The sequence below is a fragment of the Acinetobacter sp. YZS-X1-1 genome (assembly GCF_000804305.1).
Taxonomy (GTDB): domain Bacteria; phylum Pseudomonadota; class Gammaproteobacteria; order Pseudomonadales; family Moraxellaceae; genus Acinetobacter; species Acinetobacter variabilis.
This window is the reverse complement of sequence record NZ_JWHB01000016.1, coordinates 1-24,494: the sequence shown is the minus strand read 5'-3', so window position 1 is coordinate 24,494 and position 24,494 is coordinate 1. Positions and strand designations below refer to the sequence as shown.

Below are 24,494 nucleotides of genomic sequence, written 5' to 3'. Positions count from 1 at the left end.
TTATATTTGGACTTTTAGAATTTGCAGAATTGAACGGGTTCCTGCATTTTTGCATTACGGTACAACACACCTTGTTCAGTATGCTGAATTGTCCCATTACAGATCCATTCTACCACTTGTGGGTAAATCAGATGTTCCAGTACATGTACACGCTGAGCTAAAGTGTGAGTCGTATCTTGATGCGATATTTTTAACACACCCTGTGCTAAGGCTTGCCCAGCATCCAGTTCGGGAGTGACATAATGCACTGTACAACCATGCAGAACATCACCGGTATTCAGGACGCGCTGATGGGTATGCATGCCTTTGTAATATGGCAAAAGGGAAGGGTGAATATTCAGCATTTTTCCTTCCCAGGCTTTCACAAATTTTTCACTTAAAATTCGCATAAAGCCCGCAAGTACCACTAGATCAACATCCCAGTCCAGAAGCTGCTGATGCATGACATCATCAAAAGCTTCCCGGCTTGGATACTGCTTATGTTCAATGACTGCAGTCGGAATTCCTGCTTTATGAGCGCGCTCTAAAGCAAATGCTTCAGGCTTGTTGGAAAGCACCCCGACAATTTCTCCTGACAGATTGGCATCAATCAGGGCTTGCAGGTTCGATCCACTGCCTGAAACAAGTACAGCAATTTTAATCATGCGAAATTACGCGAAGATCACACGGATTTTTTCGTCAGCGCCTTCTACAGACTCGGCATTATCTGCAATGTGACCCATTGCCCATGCTTTCTCGCCCAAACCGTTGAGTAACTCTACAGTTTTGTCTGCTTCTGCTGCATCAACAACAAGAACCATACCTACGCCACAGTTAAAGGTACGATACATTTCGAACTGCTCTACACCGCCTTCACGTTGAAGAAGTTTGAACAGCTCAGGCCACTCCCAAGAAGATTCATTTACGACTGCTTGAGCACCGTTTGGTAATACGCGAGGCAGGTTGCCTGGTAAACCGCCACCAGTGATGTGTGCCATTGCATGTACATCAACCTGTTTTAGCAGTTCAAGAATCGATTTCACATAAATGCGTGTTGGCTCCATTGCAACATCAGCAAGTGGACGACCATCAACGATTTGATTCAGGTCAACATTTTTAACTTCAAGAATTTTACGAAGCAAAGAATAACCGTTTGAATGTGCACCCGAAGATGCAACACCAATGAGTACATCACCCGCTTTTACTTTAGAGCCATCAATAATTTTGCTTTGCTCAACTACACCGACACAGAAGCCTGCAAGATCGTAATCTTCACCTTCGTACATGCCTGGCATTTCAGCAGTTTCACCACCAACCAGTGCACAGCCAGCAAGTTCACAGCCAGCACCGATTCCTGTTACGACATTTGCAGCCACGTCCACATTTAGGTGACCAGTCGCATAATAGTCCAGGAAGAAGAGTGGTTCAGCACCACAAACGAGAAGGTCGTTCACACACATTGCAACCAGATCTTGACCAATGGTGTCATGACGGTTCAAATTCAGTGCCAGACGTAATTTTGTACCAACACCATCTGTGCCTGATACGAGAACAGGTTCTTCATAACCTTTAGGGATTTTACAAAGGGCGCCGAAACCGCCTAATCCGCCCATTACTTCAGGACGTTTAGTACGCTTAGCGACGGACTTGATTCGGTCGACTAACGCGTCTCCCGCTTCAATATCGACACCTGCATCTTTGTAGCTTAAACCAGTGTTTGGGGTAGAAGTTGAGTTGCTCATAATGAAGTCTCCGCATTCGCGCGGGGGATTATAACCTGAATATGCAAAACTCTTATGGTATTTATGCCCTAAAATGCTATCTTTATTAAAATATTTTACTTTTTATAACGATTAATAGAGAGAAGGCGAAACTTTATGGTAGATCGCACATTGCGTCGCGTGTTTATCCTAGCTGGGATAGCTTTGTTGTTGTGGATTCTATATTTACTAAAACCCGTTGTAATTCCATTTGTTGCAGCGTTTTTAATGGCTTATCTGTTCAGCCCGCTGGTAGATAAACTGCACGATATCGGTCTGCCACGTTGGCTCTCTATTAGTATCGTTTTTACTGGAATCGGGATCGTTATGATTCTGGCGATCTGGTATCTGGTCCCGCTGATCTGGCAGCAGCTGATTTATGCGCGTGACAATATACCTGCAGTCATTGGCTGGATTAATTCAACCTTTTTGCCGTGGCTGTCGAATACCTTCAATGTCGTTGAAATGGAAATTGATACCACACAGATTTCTGATGTGGTCATGGACTATGTGCAAACCAATTATAGTGCCGACAGCATTCAGGCCTTCCTGCTACGCCTTGCACAATCTGGAATTAACTTTCTGCAGATTGGCGGTACGATTGTCCTGATTCCAATTATTGCATTCTATTTCCTGCTGGATTGGGATCGTATGCTGGAAAGCTTACGTCGCCTGATTCCACGTCCCTATGAACAAAGTACATTAAGAATCGTCGGTGAATGTCACAGTGTACTTGGGGCCTTTGTGAAAGGACAATTTCTGGTGATGATTCTGCTGGGGATCGTTTATGCGATTGGTTTGCAATTGATTGGTCTTGAAGTTGGTCTGATTATTGGCATGGTGGCAGGTCTGGCCAGTATTATTCCTTATCTGGGATTTGCGGTCGGGATTATTGCAGCTGTCATTGCGACCTTTCTGCAATTCGGGATTGACTGGTGGCAACTGGTTCTGGTGGGTGTCGTATTTATGGTCGGCCAGGCAGTAGAAGGCTATGTATTACAGCCATTCCTGCTCGGCGATAAAATAGGTTTATCTCCAGTTGCTGTGGTTTTTGCGGTATTGGCGGGTGCACAACTGGCTGGCTTCCTGGGAATGCTGATTGCTCTACCAGTTGCAGCGGTAATTGTGGTTCTGCTGAGACATGCACGTGAATATTATGAATGCACATCATTTTATGGAAATCAGGCAGTCGTCATGAATGATCCGGCTACAGGTTCCTTAAGCGTAGAAACTTCAGACTTAGATGTTGATATTGAAATGAAAAAGTCAGAAGCAAAACCACTGCAAGAGGGAGAGAAATCAAGTAAGATGAATGTACCTCTTCATAAAGACTCATAAGGCCATCAGAATCATATGCGTCAATTGCAGCTAGATATAGAACCTCAACTCGATGCCCGAATTAGTGATTTTTCGGGCCCGGGATGGGGTCATGTAATTGATGCAGTCCGACAGCTGCATGCAGGCCTAATCAGCCGCTTTTACGTGTATGGCGGAGCTGGAACAGGGAAAAGTCACTTACTCTCTGCCATCTGTGATTCTTATCTGGAAATCGGCAAAACCGCTATACAGGTGTCTTTGCTGGAACTTCTGGATGCGCCCACTGAAGCGATTACTTCACTGGACCGGTTTGACTTGATCGCACTAGATGATATTGAAGCCATTAGTGGGGTTCCACACTGGCAACGCGCCGTTTTTCACTTGATTAATTATAATGATGAAGGCGGTGGTCAGTTGGTATTTTCTTCCCGTTTGGCGCCCATTGAATTAAAACTTGAATTGCCTGATTTGCAGTCCCGACTCACGCAGGCAGTCAGTGTTCGTGTCCCAAATGGCAGTCTTTATGCTGACCGATTTGCCTTGGTATCCTCGGTATTGGACCGACGTGGTATTCATCTTGACCCACAGATTTTTGATTATTTGCTGAATCACGGACCACATCAAACTTCCGTACTTTTGCAAACATTAGAACAGATTATTCAATTACTTAAAGGCGAAAAGCTGAAAGTCAGCAATGCTAACCTGCGGCAGATTTATGCATTAATTGATGAATATCGTTAAATTATAAAACATCTTGAGTAATTACTCAGTCTATGCGAAAGTAAGGCAAAATAATTCGCTGTTGCAAGGAAGATGCAACTTTAGAAGAAAAAGAAAGAAATAAAAAATTAAGGAGAAGGGTATGCTCAAGAAGAGCATAGGCATGGCTTTGCTATGTATGGCGGGGCAGGCATATAGTGCAGAAATTATTGTAACTACCACAGAAGACATTGAAAAAGATGACAAGGAATGTTCACTTCGAGAAGCTGTTGAATATGTGAATCGTGGCCTGGCTAAAGAAGGTTATATGGGCTGTGGTGGCGAAAATGCTATTGGCACCATTATCTTAAAAGAAAAAACGACCTATGTACTGAATAAGCATATTCCGATCAAGAAATCAGTAACGATTAAATCTATCGCAGAAGTAGATGGTGAATTTAGTAGTACCGATAAGGTAATGGGGTTATATAACGCTCATATTCAAATTAAAGGGACAGATAATCTCTTCCGTATTAGCAATGATGAAGAGTTGATTCAAGTCAATTTAAAAGAACTCGACCTTGAAGGTTGTGGTAAAAGCAGCTGTGCCGAACAAGGTGGCCTAATTCATAATAAAGGAAAATTGATAATTGATTACAGCCGCTTATATAAGGGGGCTGCGAGTCAAGGTGGTGCCATTTATAATGTGGGGAAATTTGGCCAGAATCTGATTGCTTTTGTCGAAATAAAAACCAGCCTGATTGAAGATAATCAGGCGCAACAGGGTGGCATACTCTATAGCCAGCTTCCATACTTTCTGGTTTATCAAAGCGTTTTAAAGAATAACCAGACGCTGAATAATAATGCTACCAATATTTATACAGCGGGCCAAGTCGATAATCCTGCCGATATTCAATCCATTAATGCTGAAGTCCTAAGCAGTACCCTGTTAAAAAATAAGGGAGCACTGATCAATGTGATTGATGGGGTGGGAATCAATAACCTGACAATAGTGGATAATACGGGTACAGCACTACGTATGAATGCCCCGAATGGTAAAGCCTATGTGGCGAATAGTATTATTTTAAGAAATGGTACGCAGGATTGTCAGATTGAAACTACGGATAAAAGTACGATTCACAATAATCTAGTGACAGCATCTTGTGGTACAGGTGATGCTGCGTATCCAAACCAGATCTGGACAGGTACTCGCTTGTTTGCAGAGGCTTCAGATCAAAGTGAAGGTGTCTGTCTAAATTTAAAACAAAATAATGATGCTATTCTATGTCCTTATAGCGTTCCTAAAGATCAGTTCTTGGGCTATCTACGTCCTCGTATCCTGTTGAATTATAATCAGGTCAGTGATTCACCGATTGTAAATAGAGGGATTAGCTACAATAGCAGCAATCCTTCAGTAAGCTGTGAGGCGGTAGACCAACGCGGTGTAGACCGTTTACTGGATAACTTATTTTGTGATCGTGGTGCGATTGAAATTACAGTTCCAACATCTACCAGTCTGGTTGGGCAGGATCTTCTAAAAGGAGAGACTGCAAAGTTTTCAATTGAATCTGTTTTAGGAGATAGTGATTTAATCCCTAAAGAACAATGCAATAACATTATTGGAGAGAATCCAAAGGGTGCGCCTTGGCAAGATGGCTGCTTACAGGTTATCCAAACCAAAACTGTTTCCAAGGGCAAAATAGTCATTGATATTGATGGGAATGTTGTTTATACCCCAGATTCACAATGGCATGGTGATGACATTTTTGAAATTCAGGTAGTAACTTCATCTACACGATTTAATAAGTCCAAACCTTATCTAGTTTTAAGTACCCAGATTGTACAGGAACCTAAAAATGAAATGAAAGACAAGTCTGTGAAAACCTCTGGTGGGGCATGGGGAATCGCTGGCTTAATGGGCTTGATAGGGTTGATCGGCCTACGTCGAAGATTAAAAGATTAAGGAAAAATCATGAAAAATTATAAAAAAGGACTGCTTGCAGCCATGATTTTATCTGCCATGAGTTTAATGGCAGCCGAAGATAAAACCATATATGTCACTACATTTGCTGACGAGGATGGGGAAAATACCAGTGCCTGTTCCCTGCGTGAAGCCATTAAGACAGCCAAGCTGGATAAATCCTATGGAGGGTGTAATGTTGGCCGTACATTGCGTAATGACGGTTCTGCTCCAGATGTCATCCAACTCGAAGCTGGGGAATACAAACTCAATAGTGAAATTATTGTTGAATCCCATGTCAATGTTTTGGGAAAATCACCCTTCAATTATACTCAAAGAAGTCCTATTACCTTTTTATATCCAATACGTGAGGCTTTAACAACCACCATTTCAGGCCAAGGGAAAACCCGCTTATTTAATACGGTCGCTAGCCAAGCCAGCATGGTGGTAAATGGTATCATCCTGAAAGATGGTTATGCTGCAAAAACTAGTCTGGATAAAGGTAATGGTGGAACATTTTATGTCGCCGGTCCTCTAAGCCTCGTGAATAGTGAAATTGTAAATTCACGAGCGGCTGCAGAAGGGGGAGCAATTTATGCAGTGGCAATGAATAATGAAAAAATTATCAGGATTCAGGATTCCTTAATTCATCAGAATAAAGCAGCTACATATGGCAGTGTCTTGGCCATGGATTGTGTGGGGAATTTGGGCAGTACAGAGACCAAGCTAGAAATTAGTGCAAGCAGCATTGTCAAAAATGGTTCTACTGATACGGCCAGTATTCTGGACTTTTGTGGTTATGCCAAAGCTGATATTAGTAACTCTACAATTGCAAAAAATACGACCAGTGCCACAGGTCATATTTTCCGAATGGCCAATGAAATCAGCCGTCCATTAAGTTCTTTCTTCACTTTTAGTGCCATTAATAACACGATTGTCGAAAATACTGCTCACTCTACCATCTTTTATGACAATACTGGTAATTCGAGTCTGGCTTATAACGTGTTGGCCTTTAACCAGGGCTTGTCTTGTGAATATGCCTTGAATGGTGGAAACCCAAGTAAAGAACAGGATGTAGATTTATTTACTGCTTATAATGCGATCCATACAAGTGGTTCCTCGCGCTGTGTGTTACCTGAATTGGCAGAAAATAGTGTTTCAACGAATATTGATGTATCCAGTAATCAGATCACAGATCTATTAACTGCTTATATCGAACCTTCTGTAAATAACCGTTATTTAGGAATGTATTATCCTATTGATCGACAATCGAATACGGATCTGGTCAATATCGGTACAGAAAGTTGTGAAGAAACTGATCAGCGTGGAATTGAGCGGTTGACTAAGGCAACCTTATTATTTAATCCGGACGCAAAAAATTCCTGTGAAATTGGGTCGGTCGAAATCCGGCGCTTAACTGCAGCAGATATTTCTGGTCTAAAAAATAGTTCTTTAACAGAGTTGCTGGATTATTATCAGGATAATATTGATGATATTAATTCTATTCTGACAGATAAGAATACAAAACCTGAAGAAATACAGGGCTTAAAGGAAGAGCTAAAAGAATATGAGGATCTTTTAAAATATACCAAGCAATACCAGAAATATCGTGCCATATACGTTAATCCATTTAGTTTGGTCATGCCTCAAGAAACTTTAAATAATACTCAAGTACAAGCTAAAGCATTAAATTCACAAAATTATGAAATTACAGTGCAATCTTTAGGTGTAGGGTCTTTATCTGGATCAGGCAGTTCATTAATTGTTCAAGGTGCGCCTAATGACCCAAATTTAAAATGTGAATGGAAGCCTGATTTAAACCGTATCATGATGTATCGTACTGATGGCAAAGTAACCAGTCTCTCAGATACGGAGTATTGCCGTTATACAATTAAAGACAAGCAGACAGGTGCCAGCAGTACAGGTATTTTGCAGGGCGCATTTGTAAATATTAAACCGATTGTAAAAAATGACGAATATAGAATTAGCGCAGAAAACAATCTGACCGTAATTGTGAATCCCTTAGAGAATGACAGTGATGATGGGGATGGTCTACGGATGAATGGCAAGGCTGCTTTCTATCGTGATAAAGATGGTCGTGAGATTCCAATTCGCATTGTCAAGCTCCCTGCTGGAGTAAGCCTTTCTGCAGAGCGAGAAGGACCATGCCCAGGGAATTTTGCAGGTGAAACCTGTTATGGTGGAAAATTGACCTTTAGTGTGAAAAATACTTTTAGTCAGTCAGATTATGATATGCAGTATCATGTTTTTGATGCAGATAAGTTGATGTCAGATACAGCTAGAATTAACTTAAAAAATACGGCTAAAAATACCAATACATCATCAAGTGGTGGTGGTTCATTTGGAATTTGGGGATTGTTCGGATTATTAGGTCTGGCAGGATATCGCCGAGTTAGAAAATAATTGCAGTATGAAAAAAAGCCTCCAGATGGAGGCTTTTTTATTTAATTAAAATTAATGAGTTTTAGGTTGAGTGAGTTGCTGGTATTTCTGGATATATTCTTCACGGATCGCCAGTCGTTCTTCTGGCGTTGCTTTTTGCATCCGCGCACCTAACTCCTTACGTTCCTGACTGCTCATCATTTGCCAGGTTTCACGCATACGCTGCTTTTCAGCTTCAGGAAGCTGAGTGAACCAGTCCATGCGTTGCTGTAAATTAATACGTTGCTGTTCAGGTATTTCTTTTAAGGACTGATAACGTTTGATTAATGCCAGTTGTTCGGAATCAGAAAGGGTATCCCAAGTTTCGTTGACCTGCGTATTGGCATCTTTGGAAAAAATCCAAAAACGTTCAAATCCCGCAAAGCTGGTTTGCAGGAAGCTGAATGCACAAAATGCAATTGCTAATCTTTTAGCTGCCATGTGGAACTTTGTCCTCACCTAAAACCATTAACATTTCCAGATCTTCAAGCATCTGTGGAGAGAGTTTGGGGGTGGATACTGCCTGAGTCTGAGGTTCGTTATGGCTAACAATATTCGGTAGCACTACCACACCAGCAATCGCAGCAGCCAAAGCAAAGCCAGACATTTTTAGAAATGCAAAGCGTGAATGTTGTGCGTCATGAATATGCTCCAGCACATGATTCATCACCACCGGTTTATCTTTGTGGTGCTGTGCCAGTCCATCAAGTTTGGAAGTTACTTGCTTTAAGAAATCATCTTGCTTCATTCGGATGATCCTCCCAGATATGGATTTAAGTGTGCTAGAGAGGCACGTAGACCTTGAATAGCACGGTGATAATGGGTTTTCACACTGCCTTCTGTACAGTTCATAATTTGCGCTGTAGTTTGAGTATCAAAGCCTTCCCAGGCTCTGAGCATAAATGCTTGCTGCTGACGCACAGGTAATTTGGCAACCGCCTCCTGAATTTCTTCAGCAGTTACTGCCTGATCCAGAAATTCTAAAGGTGAGGGCGTAGATTCATCTACCAGATTGTCAAATTCGACTTCGTCGTCATCGAAGCTGACTTTTTTGAAAAAGGAAAATGGCTGGTTGCGACGTGCTTCTTTACGACGCCAATCCTGTAATTTGTTATTCAGAATCGTATAGAACAGGGGATACCACTCTTCAGTGCTTTTCTCTGCATAAGATTTATGCAAAGAAATAAAAGCTTCCTGAACCAGATCCATTGCGATTCCATGTTGTCCTTGAGTCGCACTTTCCATCATCACCAAAGCACGCCCAGTCACGTCCTGCATGAAATTTTTCAGGCGAGACTCTGCCGTACTCTTTAGAATACTCGCATCTTGTGACTGCAACGGTTTCGGTGCTAAATCCATAGAGATGGAAAATCCTGTCATTGGATACCCACCATTATTCCCAAGTTCATGTGCATATAACGTTGGGAATAACGATTTGGTTGACAATAAAACTTATTATTTTTGTAGTGTAATCTATTTTATAAATACACTGACTGGAATTAAAACAATGTAACCTAAATACCGTATTAGATACGTTGACGTACCATCTCAAAGAAACAGATAGAGCCTGCAATCGCAACATTCAGGGATTCCTGTCCACCTGGCTGTGGAATAGTCACCGCTTCGGCATGTTGCAGGGCATAGTCAGATACACCTTGGCCTTCATTGCCCAGAATCCAGACGCAGGCTTTATGCAAGTCCTTGCTATACAGGCTGCTAGAACGATGTGAGCTGGTGACATATACCGGAATCTTGAATTGCGGTAAAAGGTCTTCTAGTGCAATATTTTCAAAAGTTTGCAAAGAAAAATGTGCGCCCATACCTGCACGTAATACCCGTGGTGACCAAAGAGATGCTGAACCCTTGGTACAAATGACCTGATCAATACCGGCAGCTGCTGCTGAACGTAGCAGGGTACCGACATTGCCGGGATCCTGCACATTTTCAAGGATCAGGGTGTCAGCCGTAAAATCAAGTGCCTGGTTTGAGCTTGGAATATCCACAATCGCCATACAGGCAATTGAAGTGCCTAAGGTACTCAGGTCTTTATAAAGCGATTCACCAATGACAAAGACCACACCAGTATATTTGTTTAAAATAATGTCGAAATCAGGATGCTCTAAAGCATGTTCAGTCGTGAAGATCGAATTGATTTTCTTGTTTTCATGTAACCATGCAAGACACAGGTGCGTGCCTTCAAGCACAGTCTGTCCTTGTTTTTTTCGATAAGAATTCTGTTCAATTAAACCGCGTAAGTTTTTGATTTTAGGATTGTCTTTGGATTCAAGGAAGATGGTTGGCATAAGAAGAAAGTCCACGGCAGTCAATCAAGGATCAACTGCCGTTTAAAAATTAGTGGTGGTAGCTGGTCACAAGCTCAACTTCATTTTTTGAGCCAATGATGACAGGAACACGTTGATGCAGATTTGTAGGTTCGATTTCAAGAATGCGGACACGACCAGTCGTTGATGCACCGCCAGCCTGTTCCATTAGCATACTCATTGGATTGGCTTCATACATTAAACGTAAACGACCTGCTTTAGTTGGGTCTTTTAAGTCGTATGGGTACATGAAGATCCCGCTACGGCACAGAATACGGTGAATATCGCCGACCATACAAGCAACCCAGCGCATATTGAAATCTTTGGCGCGAGGACCTGTTTTACCTGCCAGCAATTCATCGATATAACGCTGTACAGGCGCTTCCCAGTGACGCTGATTCGATGCATTGATTGCATATTCTTTAGTATCAGCAGCCACCTGAATCGCTTCAGAAGTCAGCAGAAACTCTTGAGTTTCAGGATCGAAAGTGAAGAATACCACACCAGCACCCACAGTAAGTGCCATCATGGTTGATGGGCCATACAGGACATAACCAGCAGCAACCTGATTGACACCAGCCTGCATGAAGTCTTCTGCCTGGGTTACACTATTTTTTGCAGGAAGAATCGAAAAAATGGTACCCACACACATGTTGATATCAATATTGCTTGAACCATCAAGTGGATCGAACAATACTAGATATTGACCATTTTCCTGAGCTGAAGTGAATTCATCCAGTTCTTCAGAAGCTAAACCGCCTACATGTGGATGTACTTTTAATGCATCAATCAGATAATCATTGGAAATCACATCCAGTTTCTTTTGCTCTTCGCCTTGAACATTTTCATGCTGAGCACTACCTAATACACCCGCTAGAGCACCTTTTTGCAGGAGTTGGTCAATACGCTTGCAGGTATTTCCAATTGTTTCAATTACTTGTGCAAGTTCAGGTGTGAGGTTCCCGTTTTGTTGTTGTAGAAATTGGGATAAGGTGCGGTATGACATAAGGGAAAAACTCCAAGACTTATAATCGGGGAAAAAGATCAAAACGATATACGGCTATATTTTAGATGAGAACGTTCGAAAAGGACAATTAAACTGAATTATTTGTTGTGATTTTGCCCTTGCAACTCCTGTGGAAAGTGCTATGTTGAATCAAAGGAAAAAATGATCATAGGAGCACAGAGATGACAACATTAAAGTTTGATGCGACTCCAACGCCGAGCGAAGCGATTAATCTCGATGAAATTTCTGAAGACAAAATGAAAGAAGCGTGGAAGGATTACGAAGCAAAACCTGAATATAAAAAATTCAATAAACACGACATGATTGAATCCATGCAAACTGCCGAAGAAGTTGAAGGCAAAGAGTAATTTTATTCTTTGATCTTTCAAATATCTTCCTAATAAAAAAGCACTCAATTGAGTGCTTTTTTATTAATGATGCATTATTTAAATGATCACTTATTTTAGTAGTGGTGGAACAGCTTCGTAGTTGATTTCTACACGGCGGTTTTCTTTCCATGCACTTTCATCATGACCAGGATTAACTGGCATTTCTTTACCATAGCTCACTGCTTCAAGTTGGCCTGCATTTACACCAGAGGTGATCAGGAAACTTTCTACTGCTTTGGCACGACGTTCACCAAGCGCCATGTTGTATTCACGTGTACCACGTTCATCTGTATGGCCTGTCAGAGCTACACGAGAGTTTGCATTTGCCATCAGGAACTGGGCATGTGCTTGCAGAGTGCGGATATCGTCATTGCTCAGTTCACTGCTGTCATAGTCAAAGTGAACTACACGTTTAGCTAAATAAGCCTTATTTTCCGCAGTTACGCCTTTAGCAGATGCACCAGCCATATTTTGAGCGCTTAAAGCTGCATCTTCACTTAGACCTTCAGTGCTTACAGTGGTGGTGCCACTCGTATCTAGGTTGCCAGTTTGAACTTCAGCTGCTGGTTTACGGCTGGCACAACCAGTCATTACGACTGCGGCTGCAAGTAAAGGAAGTGCAAATAATTTTACTTTGTTCATTCTTCATCTCCATGAAGGTTGATTATGGGGTAAAGCATTTATAAATATTGAACTATTATTTTGGTGCCCAAGCAGGTTCGCGGACTTCACCTGTTTCACTTGGTAAATTCATGCGGAACCGACCATCAAGAGACATGATGGATAACAATCCACGGTTACCTTCGCGAGTGGCATAGACCACCATCTGACCATTTGGTGAGAAGCTAGGTGATTCGTCCAGGCTGGTTGGCGTCAGGATATTGGTCACACCTGAGCTAATATCCTGTACAGCCACTTTATAGTTACTGCCACTTGGACGATGAACCAATGCAAGTTTCTTACCATCTGCACTTAAGGTTGCACGGGCATTAAATGCGCCACGGAAAGTCAGACGTTTGGTACTTTCACTATTAAAATCATAGCGGTAAATCTGTGGAGAACCACCACGATCTGAAGTAAAGATAAATGATTTTCCATCCGGCGCATAACGTGCTTCTGTATCAATTGCGCTATCGTTGGTCATGCGTTTTAACTGACGTGTTTCCAGATCCATCTGATAGATTTCCGGGTTGCCATGCATGGACGCAGTGAACAGCATGCTCTTGCCATCTGGAGAGAAGCTTGGCGCACCGTTTAATCCACGGAAGCTGGCCAGTTTTTCACGTTGACCAGTCGCCAGATCCTGTACATAAATGGCCGGACGTTTGGTCTCAAAAGACACATAGGCAATTTTTTTCGCATCCGGTGTCCAGGCAGGTGACAGGATTGGATCACGTGAAGTCAAAATGGTCTTTGGCTGTTCACCATCCGTATCGGCAATCTGCAAGGTATAACGCTGATCAGGCGTTGCCGGGTTACGCAAGACATAAGCAATACGGCCAGTGAAATCTCCCGGAATACCAGTTAATGCCTGATAGATGGCATCACTGATCATATGGGCTGCCTGACGGGTACGTGATGCAGGAACAGTCAGCAACTCATTCAATAAGTATTGACGTTTTTCGACATCATACAATTGATACTGAATGCTATAAGAACCATCCGGATTGGTCTTGGATGAACCGGTCACCACATAAGGTACGCCTGCAGCTGCCCATGCTTCAGCATTTGGCGAATTCAGTTGTGCTGTAGCAGGTAAATTCTTCGAGGCACTGGCAAATTTTCCAGAACGATTCAGGTCATTTTCCACCACCGGATAAATACTCTGATCCTGGCTAAAAGGCACAATGGCAATTTTAGGGGCAGCTTCAGGAGCTTTGGTAATTTCCAGATGCAGTTGGGCCTGAGACTGGGTCGCAGTGACGGCACCCAAAGTGGTCATGATTGCAAGGCAGAGTAGGTGTTTGCGTGTCTTTTCCATCATTCGTTATTTACTCAAATCAACGGAGTTATTTATAAGTGATTGGGCTACATCATTGCATGGATTTATGCGAAATAGACCACGAATTTATCATCAAACTGTTATATCACTATAAAGAGTGATTATTATTTAATCTGTTTCAATTGAAGTTTAACTCAAAAAAAACAGCCATAACACTTTTTCTTTATTATGGCTGTTTCTTATTAATGAGCTGTAAAGGTTGAAGTAAAACTTCGTGCTTCACGGCGTGCATCCGGATCTGAAGGCATTGGATAAGGTGCAGCAGCACGTACTGCCGCTTCTACACTGGCTTTCATATCTGGATCACTGGCACTCACCACCACAGAAACCACAGAACCACTATCGCTTAAAGTGACCCGAGCAGTCGCTTTCTGGCCTGAAGAGCCCACTGGGGTATCCCATGCACGTCTGATTTTATTTTCGAAATCACGTTTTGCAGTAGAGGCAATTCGTTTAGATTCCGCTTTTTTCTGTGCAGCTTCTTCAGCAGCCTGTTTGGCTGCAGAGGCTTTGGCATCAGCTTCTGCCTTGGCTTTCGCATCTGCATCTGCTTTAGCCTTTGCCGCAGCGTCAGCTTTATGTTTAGCATCCGCCTCTGCTTTAGCTTTTGCAGCGGCATCAGCTTTATGCTTGGCATCAGCATCCGCTTTGGCCTTCGCAGCCGCATCAGCTTTACGTTTAGCTTCGGCCTCTGCTTTAGCCTTCGCAGCCGCATCAGCTTTACGTTTAGCTTCAGCCTCTGCTTTGGCTTTTGCCGCAGCGTCAGCTTTATGTTTAGCTTCGGCATCTGCTTTAGCCTTCGCTGCCGCTTCAGCTTTACGTTTAGCTTCAGCCTCTGCTTTGGCTTTTGCAGCAGCGTCAGCTTTATGTTTAGCATCCGCCTCTGCTTTAGCCTTTGCAGCCGCATCAGCTTTACGTTTAGCTTCGGTATCTGCCTTGGCTTTTGCCGCAGCATCCGCTTTTGCCTTGGCTTGAGCCTCGGCTTTTTGCTTGGCGGCTAAATCAGCCTTTTTCTGCGCTTCAAGTTTGGCTTTTTGCGCAGCATCGGCTTTACGCTGTGCTTCTACTTCGGCCTTACGCGATGCTTCAGCTTCAGCCTTAGATTTTTGTGCAGCCTCTGCTTTGGCTTTGGCAGCAGCCTGTTTTGCTTGTTCGGCGGCTTCAGCACGTTTTGCAGCTTCGGCGGCTTGTTGGGCAGCCTTGGCTTGAGCAAGCTCTGCTGCTTTTGCTTCTTGCTGAGCTTTTTGAATATCGATCTGTGGGGGTGCTGGTGCAGGCTGCGGTGCCGGTGCAGCTGCCGTTGGAACCACAGGCGCAGGCTCTACACTCGGTTCCGCAGTTTGGGTAATTTCTTCTGCAATATTTTCATGTGCAGTTTCTTCAAACTCGGTTTCTTCACGAGTCACTGGCTTGAGGTCTTCAGGTTTAATTAAGATCGTTTTAATCTGTTTTGGCGGTTCAGGTGGCTTACTCATGCCCAGAAAAAGCAGGCCCACCAAAGCAACTGCATGGATTCCTAGCGTAAACCCAATTGCAATTGCTTTCTTCTGAAACGGTGGTTTCTGATAATTTTTCATACTTTATTCTAATGGCTTGGTTAGTAAGCCCACTTGGGATAAACCGGCATCCTGCAGGCTTGACATCAAGGCCATCACATCGCCATAAGGGCGAGTAGTATGACCATTGATCACGACATTTAGGATCTTGTTTTCACTTTCAGCAGTGCTTTGCGCTTCTATCAAAGTCTGCGTCAAAGCCTCTAGGGTGACAGGACCTGTGGTCTGATTTTTATATTCCAGAAAATAAGTACCATCTTCTTTTAAAGTGACAATAGTAGGCGCATCTTTGGATTCGATTGGCAAGCCATTGGCCTGCGGCAAATCGACCTTGATGCCACTAGTAATCATTGGGGCAGTCACCATGAAAATGACCAGAAGTACCAGCATTACATCGATGTAAGGCACTACATTCATGTCACTTTTCAGTGGTTTTTTAATACGCTCGAAGCGTCCTGAACGTTGAATGGCCATTAGTCATTGTCCTGCGTAGCGCCCACAGATTGACGTTGCAGTAGTGCCACCATTTCTTCAGCGAACAGAGCACGGTCAGAGTACAGTGCTTCACCTTTAGATGTGAAATGGTTAAAGGCTAAAACCGCAGGAATTGCAGCAAATAAACCAATCGCCGTTGCAATCAGGGCCTCTGCAATACCAGGTGCGACAGTGGCCAAAGTGACCTGATCCACATCTGCCAGACCAATAAAGGCATTCATGATGCCCCAGACGGTACCAAACAGACCGACATAAGGAGCAACTGAACCAATACTGGCCAGCGCACCCAAGCCTTGTTCCAGATGTCCCTGATCACGACTTAAACCTACACGCAGAATACGTTCGGTTCCTTCAATCGACTGGGCAGTTGGTGCATGGCGTTTTTTAAGTTTAAGGAACTCGCCCAGACCCTGATAGAAGATATCTTCCAGACCGGTACGTTTGGAATTGAGCTGGGCATTGTTATAAAGCGTCTTGAGTTCGGCACCTGACCAGAAAATTTTCTGGAAACGATCGTCGTCAGCCTGAGCCTTTTTATAGCTCATGGTTAACTTGGCAATCAGATACCAGCTGTACAACGAGGCTAACAGGAGAGAAAGCATCACCAGTTGTACGACAGGGCTTGCTTGTAAAATAAGATCTGAGACTTGAAGAGATGATTCTAACTGAGTTGCCATAGCTGTTACGTGTGCCAAATAATTTTTTTAGTCTTGTTCCAATTCTTTATGAATCAGTTCGCGGATTTCATCAGGAAGACGACGTGGTTTCATGTCTGCACTAATACATGCCAACTCGACCTCACCAGATGCAAGCATGATTTCACCACGATAAATATTTTGTTGCAATACAAATGATGAAGCTTTACATGAAATGACACGTGCAGTCACGGTAATCAGGTCATCCATGAGGATTGGGCGCATATATTTGACGTTAATTTTGTGCACAACAAAGTTGTAGTCGGACTGATGCCAGTAGTGACTTACTCCGGAAGCACGTAACCATTCAGTACGGGTACGTTCCATATAGCGAATATGGTTAGCGTGGTAGACAATGCCACCCGCATCAGTATCTTCAATATAGACGCGGATATTGAATTCAAAGTGATTCGCCATAGTTTTGTTCCATGCAGATTTTACGAAATTATCGCTTGTTTTTAGAGGCTGGAGCAGGCTTAGAATTTGCCTTATTCATTCCAAAAGTCAAGCAATTTAGCGCGTCAAAGTTTAGCACTGTGAGCTTTTAGACCAATGGCACAAGATGTCAAATCTGGATGGAGTAGGGGCTAAGCCAGTACGGAACGGCCAATTGCTTATTAATACGGCGAAGTAAAAGCATGAATGAGACCAGTCATTCATGCTTGAGGAACTAAGAATCAGCTTTTGTTATTTTGTTTCCAGCTTGCTTGTACCTGATTAGCCACTTTCGGATAATCCAGAATAAAGCGGACATGACTTTCTACGCCGGTTTTTAAAGTCGCATCATCGACTATAAAATTCGGGTTATGGTTTGGTGCTGCTTTGGCTGGATCCTGATCTGCTGGCGTTGCACCGACGAACACAAAGAGCGATGGCATCAGCTTGCCATAATACGCGAAGTCTTCACTGGCACTGGCATTGTTATCAAGTAGATGCAGTTTATCTTCACCATTCACTTTAGCCAGAGTCGAGCGCATCAACTCGGTCAAGGTTTTATCATTGGTGGTAACAGGTGCATAAGGTGCAATTTCTACTTTGACTTTGACATCATTGGCTGCGGCATTGTGTTCCAGCATTTTCGGCAAGTCTTTTAAAATACCTTGACGGACATCTTCACTATTAGAACGAATCGTACCGACCATATTCACCTGATTAGGAATTACGTTTCCTGTGGTACCCCCCTGAATACTTCCAATACTGACCACGCCCATGCCTTTGGTTAAATCAGCTTTACGACTTACCAGACTTTGTAAATTATTAATCATCTGTGCAGAAGCATAGATGGGATCACGACCTGCCCAAGGCATTGAACCATGTACCTGATGGCCATCTACCTGAATACGTAAATGATCCGCGCTATTGAGAATCGCACCATCTTTATAGAAAATATTGCCGCTTGGCATACCAGCCATCACATGCATTCCAAAAATGACTTCAGGCTGGGGATTCTTGAGTGCACCATCGGCAAGCATTTTACGTGAGCCGATCTGATCGCCCTGGCTAAAGTTATCAATATCTGCACCGCCTTCTTCAGCAGGCTGGAATACAAATACCACGGTTCCGGCAATCTTATCTTTATTGGCAGCGAGCACTTTGGCGGCACCTAGTAGCATTGCAGTATGCGCATCATGACCGCAGGCATGCATCACATAAGTTTCCTTACCTTGATAAATGCCTTTCTGCTTGCTGGCAAAAGGTACGGCTGCCGTTTCCTGAATCGGCAAGGCATCCATATCTGCACGTAATGCCATGACTGGGCCAGGTTTTGAACCTTTTAGAACGCCGATCACACCTGTTTTGGCATAACCTTTACGTACTTCAATGCCATAGGACTTTAATTCTTTTTGTATTAATTCCGAGGTTTTAAATTCCATATTGCCCAGTTCAGGATATTGGTGAATATGCTGGCGCAGTTTGATGGTATGCGCTTCGGCTGCTTTAACTGAATCATCTACCCAATCTGCTAAAGCTAGTTGACTACAGAATAGAAGAGGGAGACAAAGTGAAAGCGTCTTATGCATGTTCATATCAGGGAGAACCTTAAAAATCTGAATAGAGTTAAAGTGATGCCTGAGCATTACATAATGCACTACATTTGACCAAAACCCTCTGAGTATGGGTTTCATACCTTTTTGGTATATTCATTTTTAGTACTTGCTGATAAAGGGAATTTTACAGAGGTAGATATTGTAAAATTATGTAATTATAAAAATCTAATGGTCTATTTTATTTAAAAAATTCAAACTAATAGGGAATTGTTGAAGGGAATTTATATCTGATTTAAAAAACTCTCATTATGTAAGTTTCAACTATTTCTCTAAGTTAAATACTATTTTGGCATAAAAGTTGCTTTGGTTATTTCATAATTATTATTGATAGAATTTTTAAAAGAAATAGCCTAAGTATTCGTTTGAAGGGCAATAATTATATAGCTAAATAAACTACTTAATAATAAAGATTTGAGTTTGTGCTTTTGGAGCTAATTGATTGCAGTAGTCAATTAGCTCTTTTTCTTTGCGATAAAAAATGGCTAAGCCAAAAGAATTTTATCTTTACTTTGGCTCAGGGGGCGTCATGCCAAATTGTAAATAAGCCATATTGGTCGCAATACGACCGCGCGCAGTACGCATCACATAACCTTGCTGAATCAGATAAGGCTCAATCACATCTTCCAGAGTACCTGAATCTTCTGCCATTGCTGCTGCCAAAGCTTCTACACCCGCCGGGCCACCATCAAAGCGTTCCAATAACATCGACAGGTAACGACGGTCAAGCGTATCCAGGCCATCTTTATCCACGTTCAACATATCTAATGCACGTTGAGCCATTTCCTGAGTGACTTCACCTGTGCCTTTGACTTGAGCATAGTCACGTACACGACGTAATAAACGATTGGCAATACGCGGTGTACCACGTGAACGACGTGCAATTTCTTTTGCGCCATCTTCGGTCATTGGCACATCCATCAAACTCGCAGAACGTTTCACGATATGGGTCAGATCATCAACTGAATAGAATTCCAGACGCTGCACAATCCCGAAACGGTCGCGTAGTGGAGAGGTGAGTAGACCAGCACGTGTGGTTGCAGCGACCAAAGTAAATGGTGGTAAGTCCAATTTAATCGAACGGGCAGCAGGGCCTTCACCAATCATGATATCCAGCTGGTAGTCTTCCATGGCTGGATAAAGGATTTCTTCAATCACGGGTGACAGGCGGTGAATCTCGTCAATAAACAGAACATCACCTTCCTCAAGGTTGGTCAGCATTGCTGCCAGATCGCCCGCACGTTCTAGTACTGGGCCAGAAGTCGATTTGAGATTGCCACCCATTTCACGGGCAATAATATTCGCTAACGTCGTTTTACCCAGACCTGGAGGTCCAAAGATCAAAGTATGATCGAGAGCTTCAGCACGGCCACGGGCTGCACCAATAAAGATTTCCATTTGCTCACGTACCACAGGTTGACCGATATAGTCATCGAGGGAAGTCGGGCGGATGGCACGATCAAAATGATCTTCGGGTTTTTCAGAACCACTGATGAGACGGTCTTGCATATCTATTAACTTAATCTCTTTATCGAAGCTGTTTGATGCTGCGGAAACAGCCTCAAATAATGATTTGTGTTTAGCTGCCATTGTGTAGGCGTTGTTTTACTTTTGAAAGATCAAAAGTAACAAAAATCTTTTTGTTGAGTTGAGGGTACGTCCTGTACCCCAACTCAACTGGCGACATCCATGTCGCGAGTAATTTATATAAATAGGAGAATAAACATTCTTATTTAAAGTAAAGTCATTTTCCTATTATCTATTCATCGACTTTAATGCCGCGCGGATAATATCGCTGGCTTCAGTAAATTCACCTTTGGCAGCGTTCACCAGTTTTTGTGCTTCAGCAGGTTTATAGCCCAATGACTGTAATGCAGCTTCCGCTTCAGCTACAGCTGAATTGCCCATAAACTGAATTTGTGGAGCTGTCGAATTGCTTGGAGCAGTGCCAGCAGACATGGCTTTAAAGCGGTCGCGCAGTTCAATCATCAAACGTTCAGCCGTTTTCTTGCCGACACCTGGGACTTTAACCAAAGTATTTACATCTTCAATTTCAACAGTATGGATCAGCACCTCAACACTTAAAGTTGAAAGAATGCCAAGTGCCATTTTCGGGCCAACGCCGTTCACTTTTAATAAAGTGCGGAAAATGGTTTTTTCCTGAGCATTTAAAAACCCATACAGTAATTGTGCATCTTCACGTACGGCCAGATGTGTCCACAGGGTAATTTTCTGGCCTTTTTGCAACTGGCAAAAAGTGGTGAGCGGCGTATCAATTTCATAACCTACACCATTCACATTTAATAATACAGTCGGTGCTTCCAGCGCCAGCACTTCACCAATCAGGCATCCAATCATCTTTTATCATTACTCAATTCAGTTTTGCAGCATAGTAGTCAGCATTTTCAGGAAAGGCAAAATCTCCTTCTGCAAAACAGGTGATTTTGCTGCAATAAGCATCTAATTCAGCAAGATGTTTTATAACAATCCGGCTTTATTGCCTTGCAATTCCTGTGACAGGTTATAAGCCTGGTGATCCGAAAATTTCGAGATAATATCCAGCACCTGCATGATATTGTCATAATGGCTGTCTTTAAAATTCGCCCCTGAACGTTGCAGAATCGACATTAAACGTTGCTCCTTAAAGCTCAGGTTTTTATGCGGTGTGGTCAGAGGAATAAAAGCATCCAGAATATTTTGTAGACTTTGATGGGCAATGATTTCTAAGCCTGCTTTCTGTGGATGTTCAAAAATCTTGTCACGTGCCAGTTCTTTAGCGCGATTAATACCACTTTCAATATCTGACGAACAATACTGTAGTAAAGTGCCTTGTAACTGACCAGACAAAATCTGATCATGGAGGCGTGCAAAAGCAGTAGTGACTTCATTCACCAGACGTTTCATCACACGGCCACGCAGTGCAGCAATTTTCTGTTGCCAGGTCGTGTCAGGCATGCCGATTTCAGAAGGCGTGCCATAATCTCCGAGCAGATTTAAAAATACCGGTTCCACTTCAGCATAGCTGAGCATGTTCAAGCTGATGCCATCTTCTAGGTCAATCAGGGCATAGCAGATATCATCGGCTGCTTCGAGTAGATAGGTCAGTGGATGACGACAATATCGATACTCGCCGAGCTGGATCAGTCCAAGCTCTTCCGCGATCTGCTTTAAAATCTCTTTTTCTGCCTGATAGCAGCCAAACTTGGCACGGCTACTGGCAGGCAAATCTACCTGCGATGCCATGGTTTTTGACAGCCACGGATATTTTAAATAAGCACCTAAAGTGGCATAGGTCAGGCGCATGCCACCATCATTTGGATGATAGTCAATTTTGGTAAGCAGGCGCAGGCCTTGGGCGTTACCTTCAAACTGACGTACATCTGCTTCCTGTTCAGGACTTAAATCTTTTAAGAAGTCAGTATGTGATACATCATCAAACCATTCCCGGATCGCATATTCACCGGCATGGCCAAAAGGCGGGTTACCAATATCATGCGCCAAACAGGCAGCTTGAATGATGGCACCTACATCAGCGGGTGACACCCAAGGGGGAAGCTGATCTTTAATTTTCTCTGCGGCCAGCATCCCTAGCGAGCGGCCAATACAGGAGACTTCCAGTGAATGCGTCAGGCGAGTATGAATACCATCGTGCTGGGTTAAGGGATGCACCTGGGTTTTACGGTTGAGCTGCCGGAAGCTCTGGGAAAAAATAATACGGTCATAATCTTTGTGGAACGGGCTACGTGCCAGTTCAGTGCTCTGCTTTTTACTACCAATCCGAACTGTCGAAAGCAGTTCCAACCAACGCATTTGAGTCATTTATCATTATTCAGTTCTCTACTTTCTGCATCATGCCAAAAAAGAGCGTAAAGCACTAGGGCAGTGCGACATGAAATGTCATTTTGAATTAGCTTAGCTGAAATACAGCGAAAGATTGTCAATTTGGTGACAGGATTGAGCCAGCAATTTCAGGCAAATTACCACCATAATAAAATCAATTTGCAGACCAAATATGACCACAGCACAAACTACTCAACCAAATATTTTACTCATCGTCGCTGATGATCTGGGCTTTTCTGATCTGGGTGCATTTGGTGGAGAGATCCAGACACCACATTTAGATGCGATTGCCCTGGAAGGATTACGTTTAACTAATTTCCATACTGCATCGACCTGTTCAGCCATCCGTTCCATGCTGCTTTCCGGCACAGACCATCATCTGGCAGGATTGGGTTCCATGGCCGAAGCCATACGACCTGAACAGAAAGGTCAACCGGGTTATGAGGGGTATTTAAATGATCAGGTTGCGGCTCTACCGGAACTGTTACATGATGCAGGCTATTACACCATCATGTCTGGAAAATGGCATCTGGGCTTAACTCCACCGTTTTCCGACACGCCGTGGTTTTGAAAAGTCATTTACCTTGCTCCCGGGTGCAGCCAATCACTATGCGTTTGAACCGGATATTCCAGAAGAAGAAACCCCGGAATTGTTGAAAGTGATTCGTGGGCTCTATGCAGAAAATGATGAATACATTACTGCATTGCCGGAAGATTTTTATAGTTCAGACTATTTTACAGATCGCTTGCTGAGTTATCTGCAAGATGATGAGAGTCGTGCAGAACACCCATTCTTTGCCTATTTACCATTTTCAGCACCACACTGGCCTTTGCAAGCCTACCCAGAAGATATTGCCAAATATAAAGGTACGTATAATGAAGGTCCTGAAGTATTACGTCAGAAGCGTTTAGCTAAAATCAAAGAGCTCGGTTTAGTAGGTAAGGATGTTACGATTCATCCAGTATTGGCAAAAACTAAATTTTGGGACAGCTTAACGGATGAAGAAAAGCAGTTCTCGGCACGTACCATGGAAGTCTACGCAGCAATGGTTGATCGCATGGACCAGAATATTGGTCGTGTGATTAAACATTTAAAACAGACTGGTCAATACGACAATACCATTATTATTTTTCTTTCGGACAATGGGGCAGAAGGTGCGCAGCTGGAAGCATTACCAGTCTTTGGTCCTGATATTGAGACAGTGATTGCCAAATATTATGACAATCGTCTGGAAAATATTGGCAAGGGTAATTCCTATGTCTGGTATGGTGAGCATTGGGCACAGGCGGCCACAGCGCCATCTCGACTTTATAAAGCGCATACCAGTGAAGGTGGAATTCGTACACCGGCATTTATCAAGCATCAGGGCTTTGCACGTCAAAATGGCATCAGTCATGAGTTTTTAACGGTGATGGATCTACTGCCTACTTTACTGGAAACATTAAATATTCAGCATCCGGGACAGCAGTATAAAGGTCGGAAACTGGTGACACTACGTGGTAAAAGCATTCTGCCGTATTTGCAGCAACAGCAGGCCTATATTCATGCTGAAGACCATGTCACGGGTTGGGAACTCTTTGGGCAGAAAGCCTTACGCAAAGGGATTGGAAAGCCTTGTTTATTCCTGCACCGAATGGCCCAAACAAATGGCAACTCTATAACCTGGCAGAAGATGTCGGTGAAACAGATGATCTGGCAGAGCGTTATCCAGAAAAATTACAGGAGCTGCTGGCCGACTGGAAAGTTTATGTACGAGAAAATGGTGTGATAGAAATTGAAGGCGGGGGAATTTTATTAAATAAAACTGCTTGAGCTAATCTTATTAGGGTATCGAATTTCAAAAATAAACGGATATTCGTGAGAATAAACTAAAAATAAAAAACAGGTCAAACGGCCTGTTTTTTTATAAAGCAATAATTTTGATAGAAAGTAAATCTTAATCTGTAAGCTGAATAGTTAGGGTGTGTTGACACTTTTAGCTTAAAAA

The 24,494-nt window shown here is 43.0% G+C and carries 22 protein-coding genes and 1 pseudogene; 6 read left to right on the top strand and 17 right to left on the bottom strand.

The features are described 5' to 3' along the window. Window positions 1-14: 14 nt before the first annotated feature. Window positions 15-644 (bottom strand): phosphoribosylglycinamide formyltransferase, encoded by a 630-nt coding sequence (gene purN / locus RJ01_RS09815; protein ID WP_034170937.1) that lies wholly within the window; start codon window positions 642-644, stop codon window positions 15-17. A 6-nt stretch (window positions 645-650) separates the two neighbouring features. Beyond that, complete coding sequence (gene purM, locus RJ01_RS09810; protein ID WP_034170936.1) at window positions 651-1,721, bottom strand: phosphoribosylformylglycinamidine cyclo-ligase; 1,071 nt, start codon at window positions 1,719-1,721, stop codon at window positions 651-653. A gap of 135 nt (window positions 1,722-1,856) precedes the next feature. On the opposite strand from purM, the gene cxpE reads away from it, so the two are divergent. The 4 genes from cxpE to RJ01_RS09790 all read left to right on the top strand — a co-directional run bounded on the left by cxpE (window position 1,857) and on the right by RJ01_RS09790 (window position 8,139). Further along, complete coding sequence (gene cxpE, locus RJ01_RS09805) at window positions 1,857-3,077, top strand: chloramphenicol efflux transporter CxpE (RefSeq protein ID WP_034170935.1); 1,221 nt, start codon at window positions 1,857-1,859, stop codon at window positions 3,075-3,077. A gap of 15 nt (window positions 3,078-3,092) precedes the next feature. Further along, window positions 3,093-3,797, top strand: a complete 705-nt coding sequence (gene hda / locus RJ01_RS09800) for a DnaA regulatory inactivator Hda (RefSeq protein WP_034170934.1) — start codon at window positions 3,093-3,095, stop codon at window positions 3,795-3,797. A 121-nt stretch (window positions 3,798-3,918) separates the two neighbouring features. Beyond that, window positions 3,919-5,718 carry a rhombotarget A gene (gene rbtA, locus RJ01_RS09795; protein WP_034170933.1) on the top strand — a complete coding sequence of 600 codons (1,800 nt, stop codon included), beginning with the start codon at window positions 3,919-3,921 and terminating at the stop codon, window positions 5,716-5,718. 9 nt (window positions 5,719-5,727) lie between these two features. Further along, window positions 5,728-8,139, top strand: a complete 2,412-nt coding sequence (locus RJ01_RS09790) for a CSLREA domain-containing protein (protein ID WP_034170932.1) — start codon at window positions 5,728-5,730, stop codon at window positions 8,137-8,139. Between the two features lie 51 nt (window positions 8,140-8,190). Here RJ01_RS09790 and RJ01_RS09785 read toward each other — a convergent pair whose 3' ends face one another. From RJ01_RS09785 to RJ01_RS09765, 5 genes are all read right to left on the bottom strand, one after another. After that, window positions 8,191-8,598 (bottom strand): DUF3106 domain-containing protein, encoded by a 408-nt coding sequence (locus RJ01_RS09785; RefSeq protein ID WP_004784619.1) that lies wholly within the window; start codon window positions 8,596-8,598, stop codon window positions 8,191-8,193. Next, window positions 8,588-8,905, bottom strand: a complete 318-nt coding sequence (locus RJ01_RS09780) for a hypothetical protein (protein ID WP_034170931.1) — start codon at window positions 8,903-8,905, stop codon at window positions 8,588-8,590. Before RJ01_RS09780 ends, RJ01_RS09785 begins: the two co-directional genes overlap by 11 nt. After that, entirely contained in the window at window positions 8,902-9,516 is a 615-nt protein-coding gene (locus RJ01_RS09775; protein WP_034170930.1) for an RNA polymerase sigma factor, read from the bottom strand. Before RJ01_RS09775 ends, RJ01_RS09780 begins: the two co-directional genes overlap by 4 nt. A 167-nt stretch (window positions 9,517-9,683) precedes the next feature. Further along, window positions 9,684-10,460 carry an RNA methyltransferase gene (locus RJ01_RS09770; RefSeq protein ID WP_034170929.1) on the bottom strand — a complete coding sequence of 259 codons (777 nt, stop codon included), beginning with the start codon at window positions 10,458-10,460 and terminating at the stop codon, window positions 9,684-9,686. A gap of 49 nt (window positions 10,461-10,509) precedes the next feature. Beyond that, window positions 10,510-11,484, bottom strand: coding sequence for a class 1 fructose-bisphosphatase (locus tag RJ01_RS09765; protein ID WP_034170928.1), 975 nt, complete (start codon window positions 11,482-11,484; stop codon window positions 10,510-10,512). 182 nt (window positions 11,485-11,666) lie between these two features. On the opposite strand from RJ01_RS09765, the gene RJ01_RS09760 reads away from it, so the two are divergent. After that, window positions 11,667-11,852: an NF038105 family protein gene (locus tag RJ01_RS09760; protein ID WP_004784609.1), complete on the top strand. Its 186-nt coding sequence runs from the start codon at window positions 11,667-11,669 to the stop codon at window positions 11,850-11,852. Between the two features lie 90 nt (window positions 11,853-11,942). Here the strand turns inward: RJ01_RS09760 and pal are convergent, their stop codons facing one another. The 10 genes from pal to RJ01_RS09710 all read right to left on the bottom strand — a co-directional run bounded on the left by pal (window position 11,943) and on the right by RJ01_RS09710 (window position 22,485). After that, window positions 11,943-12,515 (bottom strand): peptidoglycan-associated lipoprotein Pal, encoded by a 573-nt coding sequence (gene pal, locus RJ01_RS09755; RefSeq protein WP_004784608.1) that lies wholly within the window; start codon window positions 12,513-12,515, stop codon window positions 11,943-11,945. Between the two features lie 55 nt (window positions 12,516-12,570). Next, window positions 12,571-13,854 carry a Tol-Pal system beta propeller repeat protein TolB gene (gene tolB, locus RJ01_RS09750; protein WP_171248467.1) on the bottom strand — a complete coding sequence of 428 codons (1,284 nt, stop codon included), beginning with the start codon at window positions 13,852-13,854 and terminating at the stop codon, window positions 12,571-12,573. 203 nt (window positions 13,855-14,057) lie between these two features. Next, window positions 14,058-15,452 carry a cell envelope integrity protein TolA gene (gene tolA / locus RJ01_RS09745; protein WP_034170926.1) on the bottom strand — a complete coding sequence of 465 codons (1,395 nt, stop codon included), beginning with the start codon at window positions 15,450-15,452 and terminating at the stop codon, window positions 14,058-14,060. Between the two features lie 3 nt (window positions 15,453-15,455). Further along, a complete protein-coding gene (gene tolR, locus RJ01_RS09740) occupies window positions 15,456-15,905 on the bottom strand; it encodes a protein TolR (protein ID WP_034170925.1) in 450 nt (149 codons plus the stop codon). Continuing rightward, a complete protein-coding gene (gene tolQ, locus RJ01_RS09735; protein WP_034170924.1) occupies window positions 15,905-16,603 on the bottom strand; it encodes a protein TolQ in 699 nt (232 codons plus the stop codon). The genes tolR and tolQ overlap by 1 nt, the downstream gene beginning before the upstream one ends. A gap of 27 nt (window positions 16,604-16,630) precedes the next feature. Further along, window positions 16,631-17,038: a tol-pal system-associated acyl-CoA thioesterase gene (ybgC, locus tag RJ01_RS09730; RefSeq protein ID WP_034170923.1), complete on the bottom strand. Its 408-nt coding sequence runs from the start codon at window positions 17,036-17,038 to the stop codon at window positions 16,631-16,633. Window positions 17,039-17,298: 260 nt separating this feature from the next. Next, entirely contained in the window at window positions 17,299-18,648 is a 1,350-nt protein-coding gene (locus RJ01_RS09725; RefSeq protein WP_034170922.1) for an amidohydrolase, read from the bottom strand. 525 nt (window positions 18,649-19,173) lie between these two features. Then, complete coding sequence (gene ruvB / locus RJ01_RS09720; protein ID WP_034170977.1) at window positions 19,174-20,175, bottom strand: Holliday junction branch migration DNA helicase RuvB; 1,002 nt, start codon at window positions 20,173-20,175, stop codon at window positions 19,174-19,176. A gap of 246 nt (window positions 20,176-20,421) precedes the next feature. Next, window positions 20,422-21,024, bottom strand: coding sequence for a Holliday junction branch migration protein RuvA (gene ruvA, locus RJ01_RS09715; RefSeq protein ID WP_034170921.1), 603 nt, complete (start codon window positions 21,022-21,024; stop codon window positions 20,422-20,424). A gap of 120 nt (window positions 21,025-21,144) precedes the next feature. Continuing rightward, window positions 21,145-22,485, bottom strand: a complete 1,341-nt coding sequence (locus RJ01_RS09710; protein WP_034170920.1) for a deoxyguanosinetriphosphate triphosphohydrolase — start codon at window positions 22,483-22,485, stop codon at window positions 21,145-21,147. 193 nt (window positions 22,486-22,678) lie between these two features. Here RJ01_RS09710 and RJ01_RS09705 point away from each other — a divergent pair. Next, window positions 22,679-24,319, top strand: a pseudogene (locus RJ01_RS09705) (arylsulfatase). Window positions 24,320-24,494 lie beyond the last annotated feature (175 nt).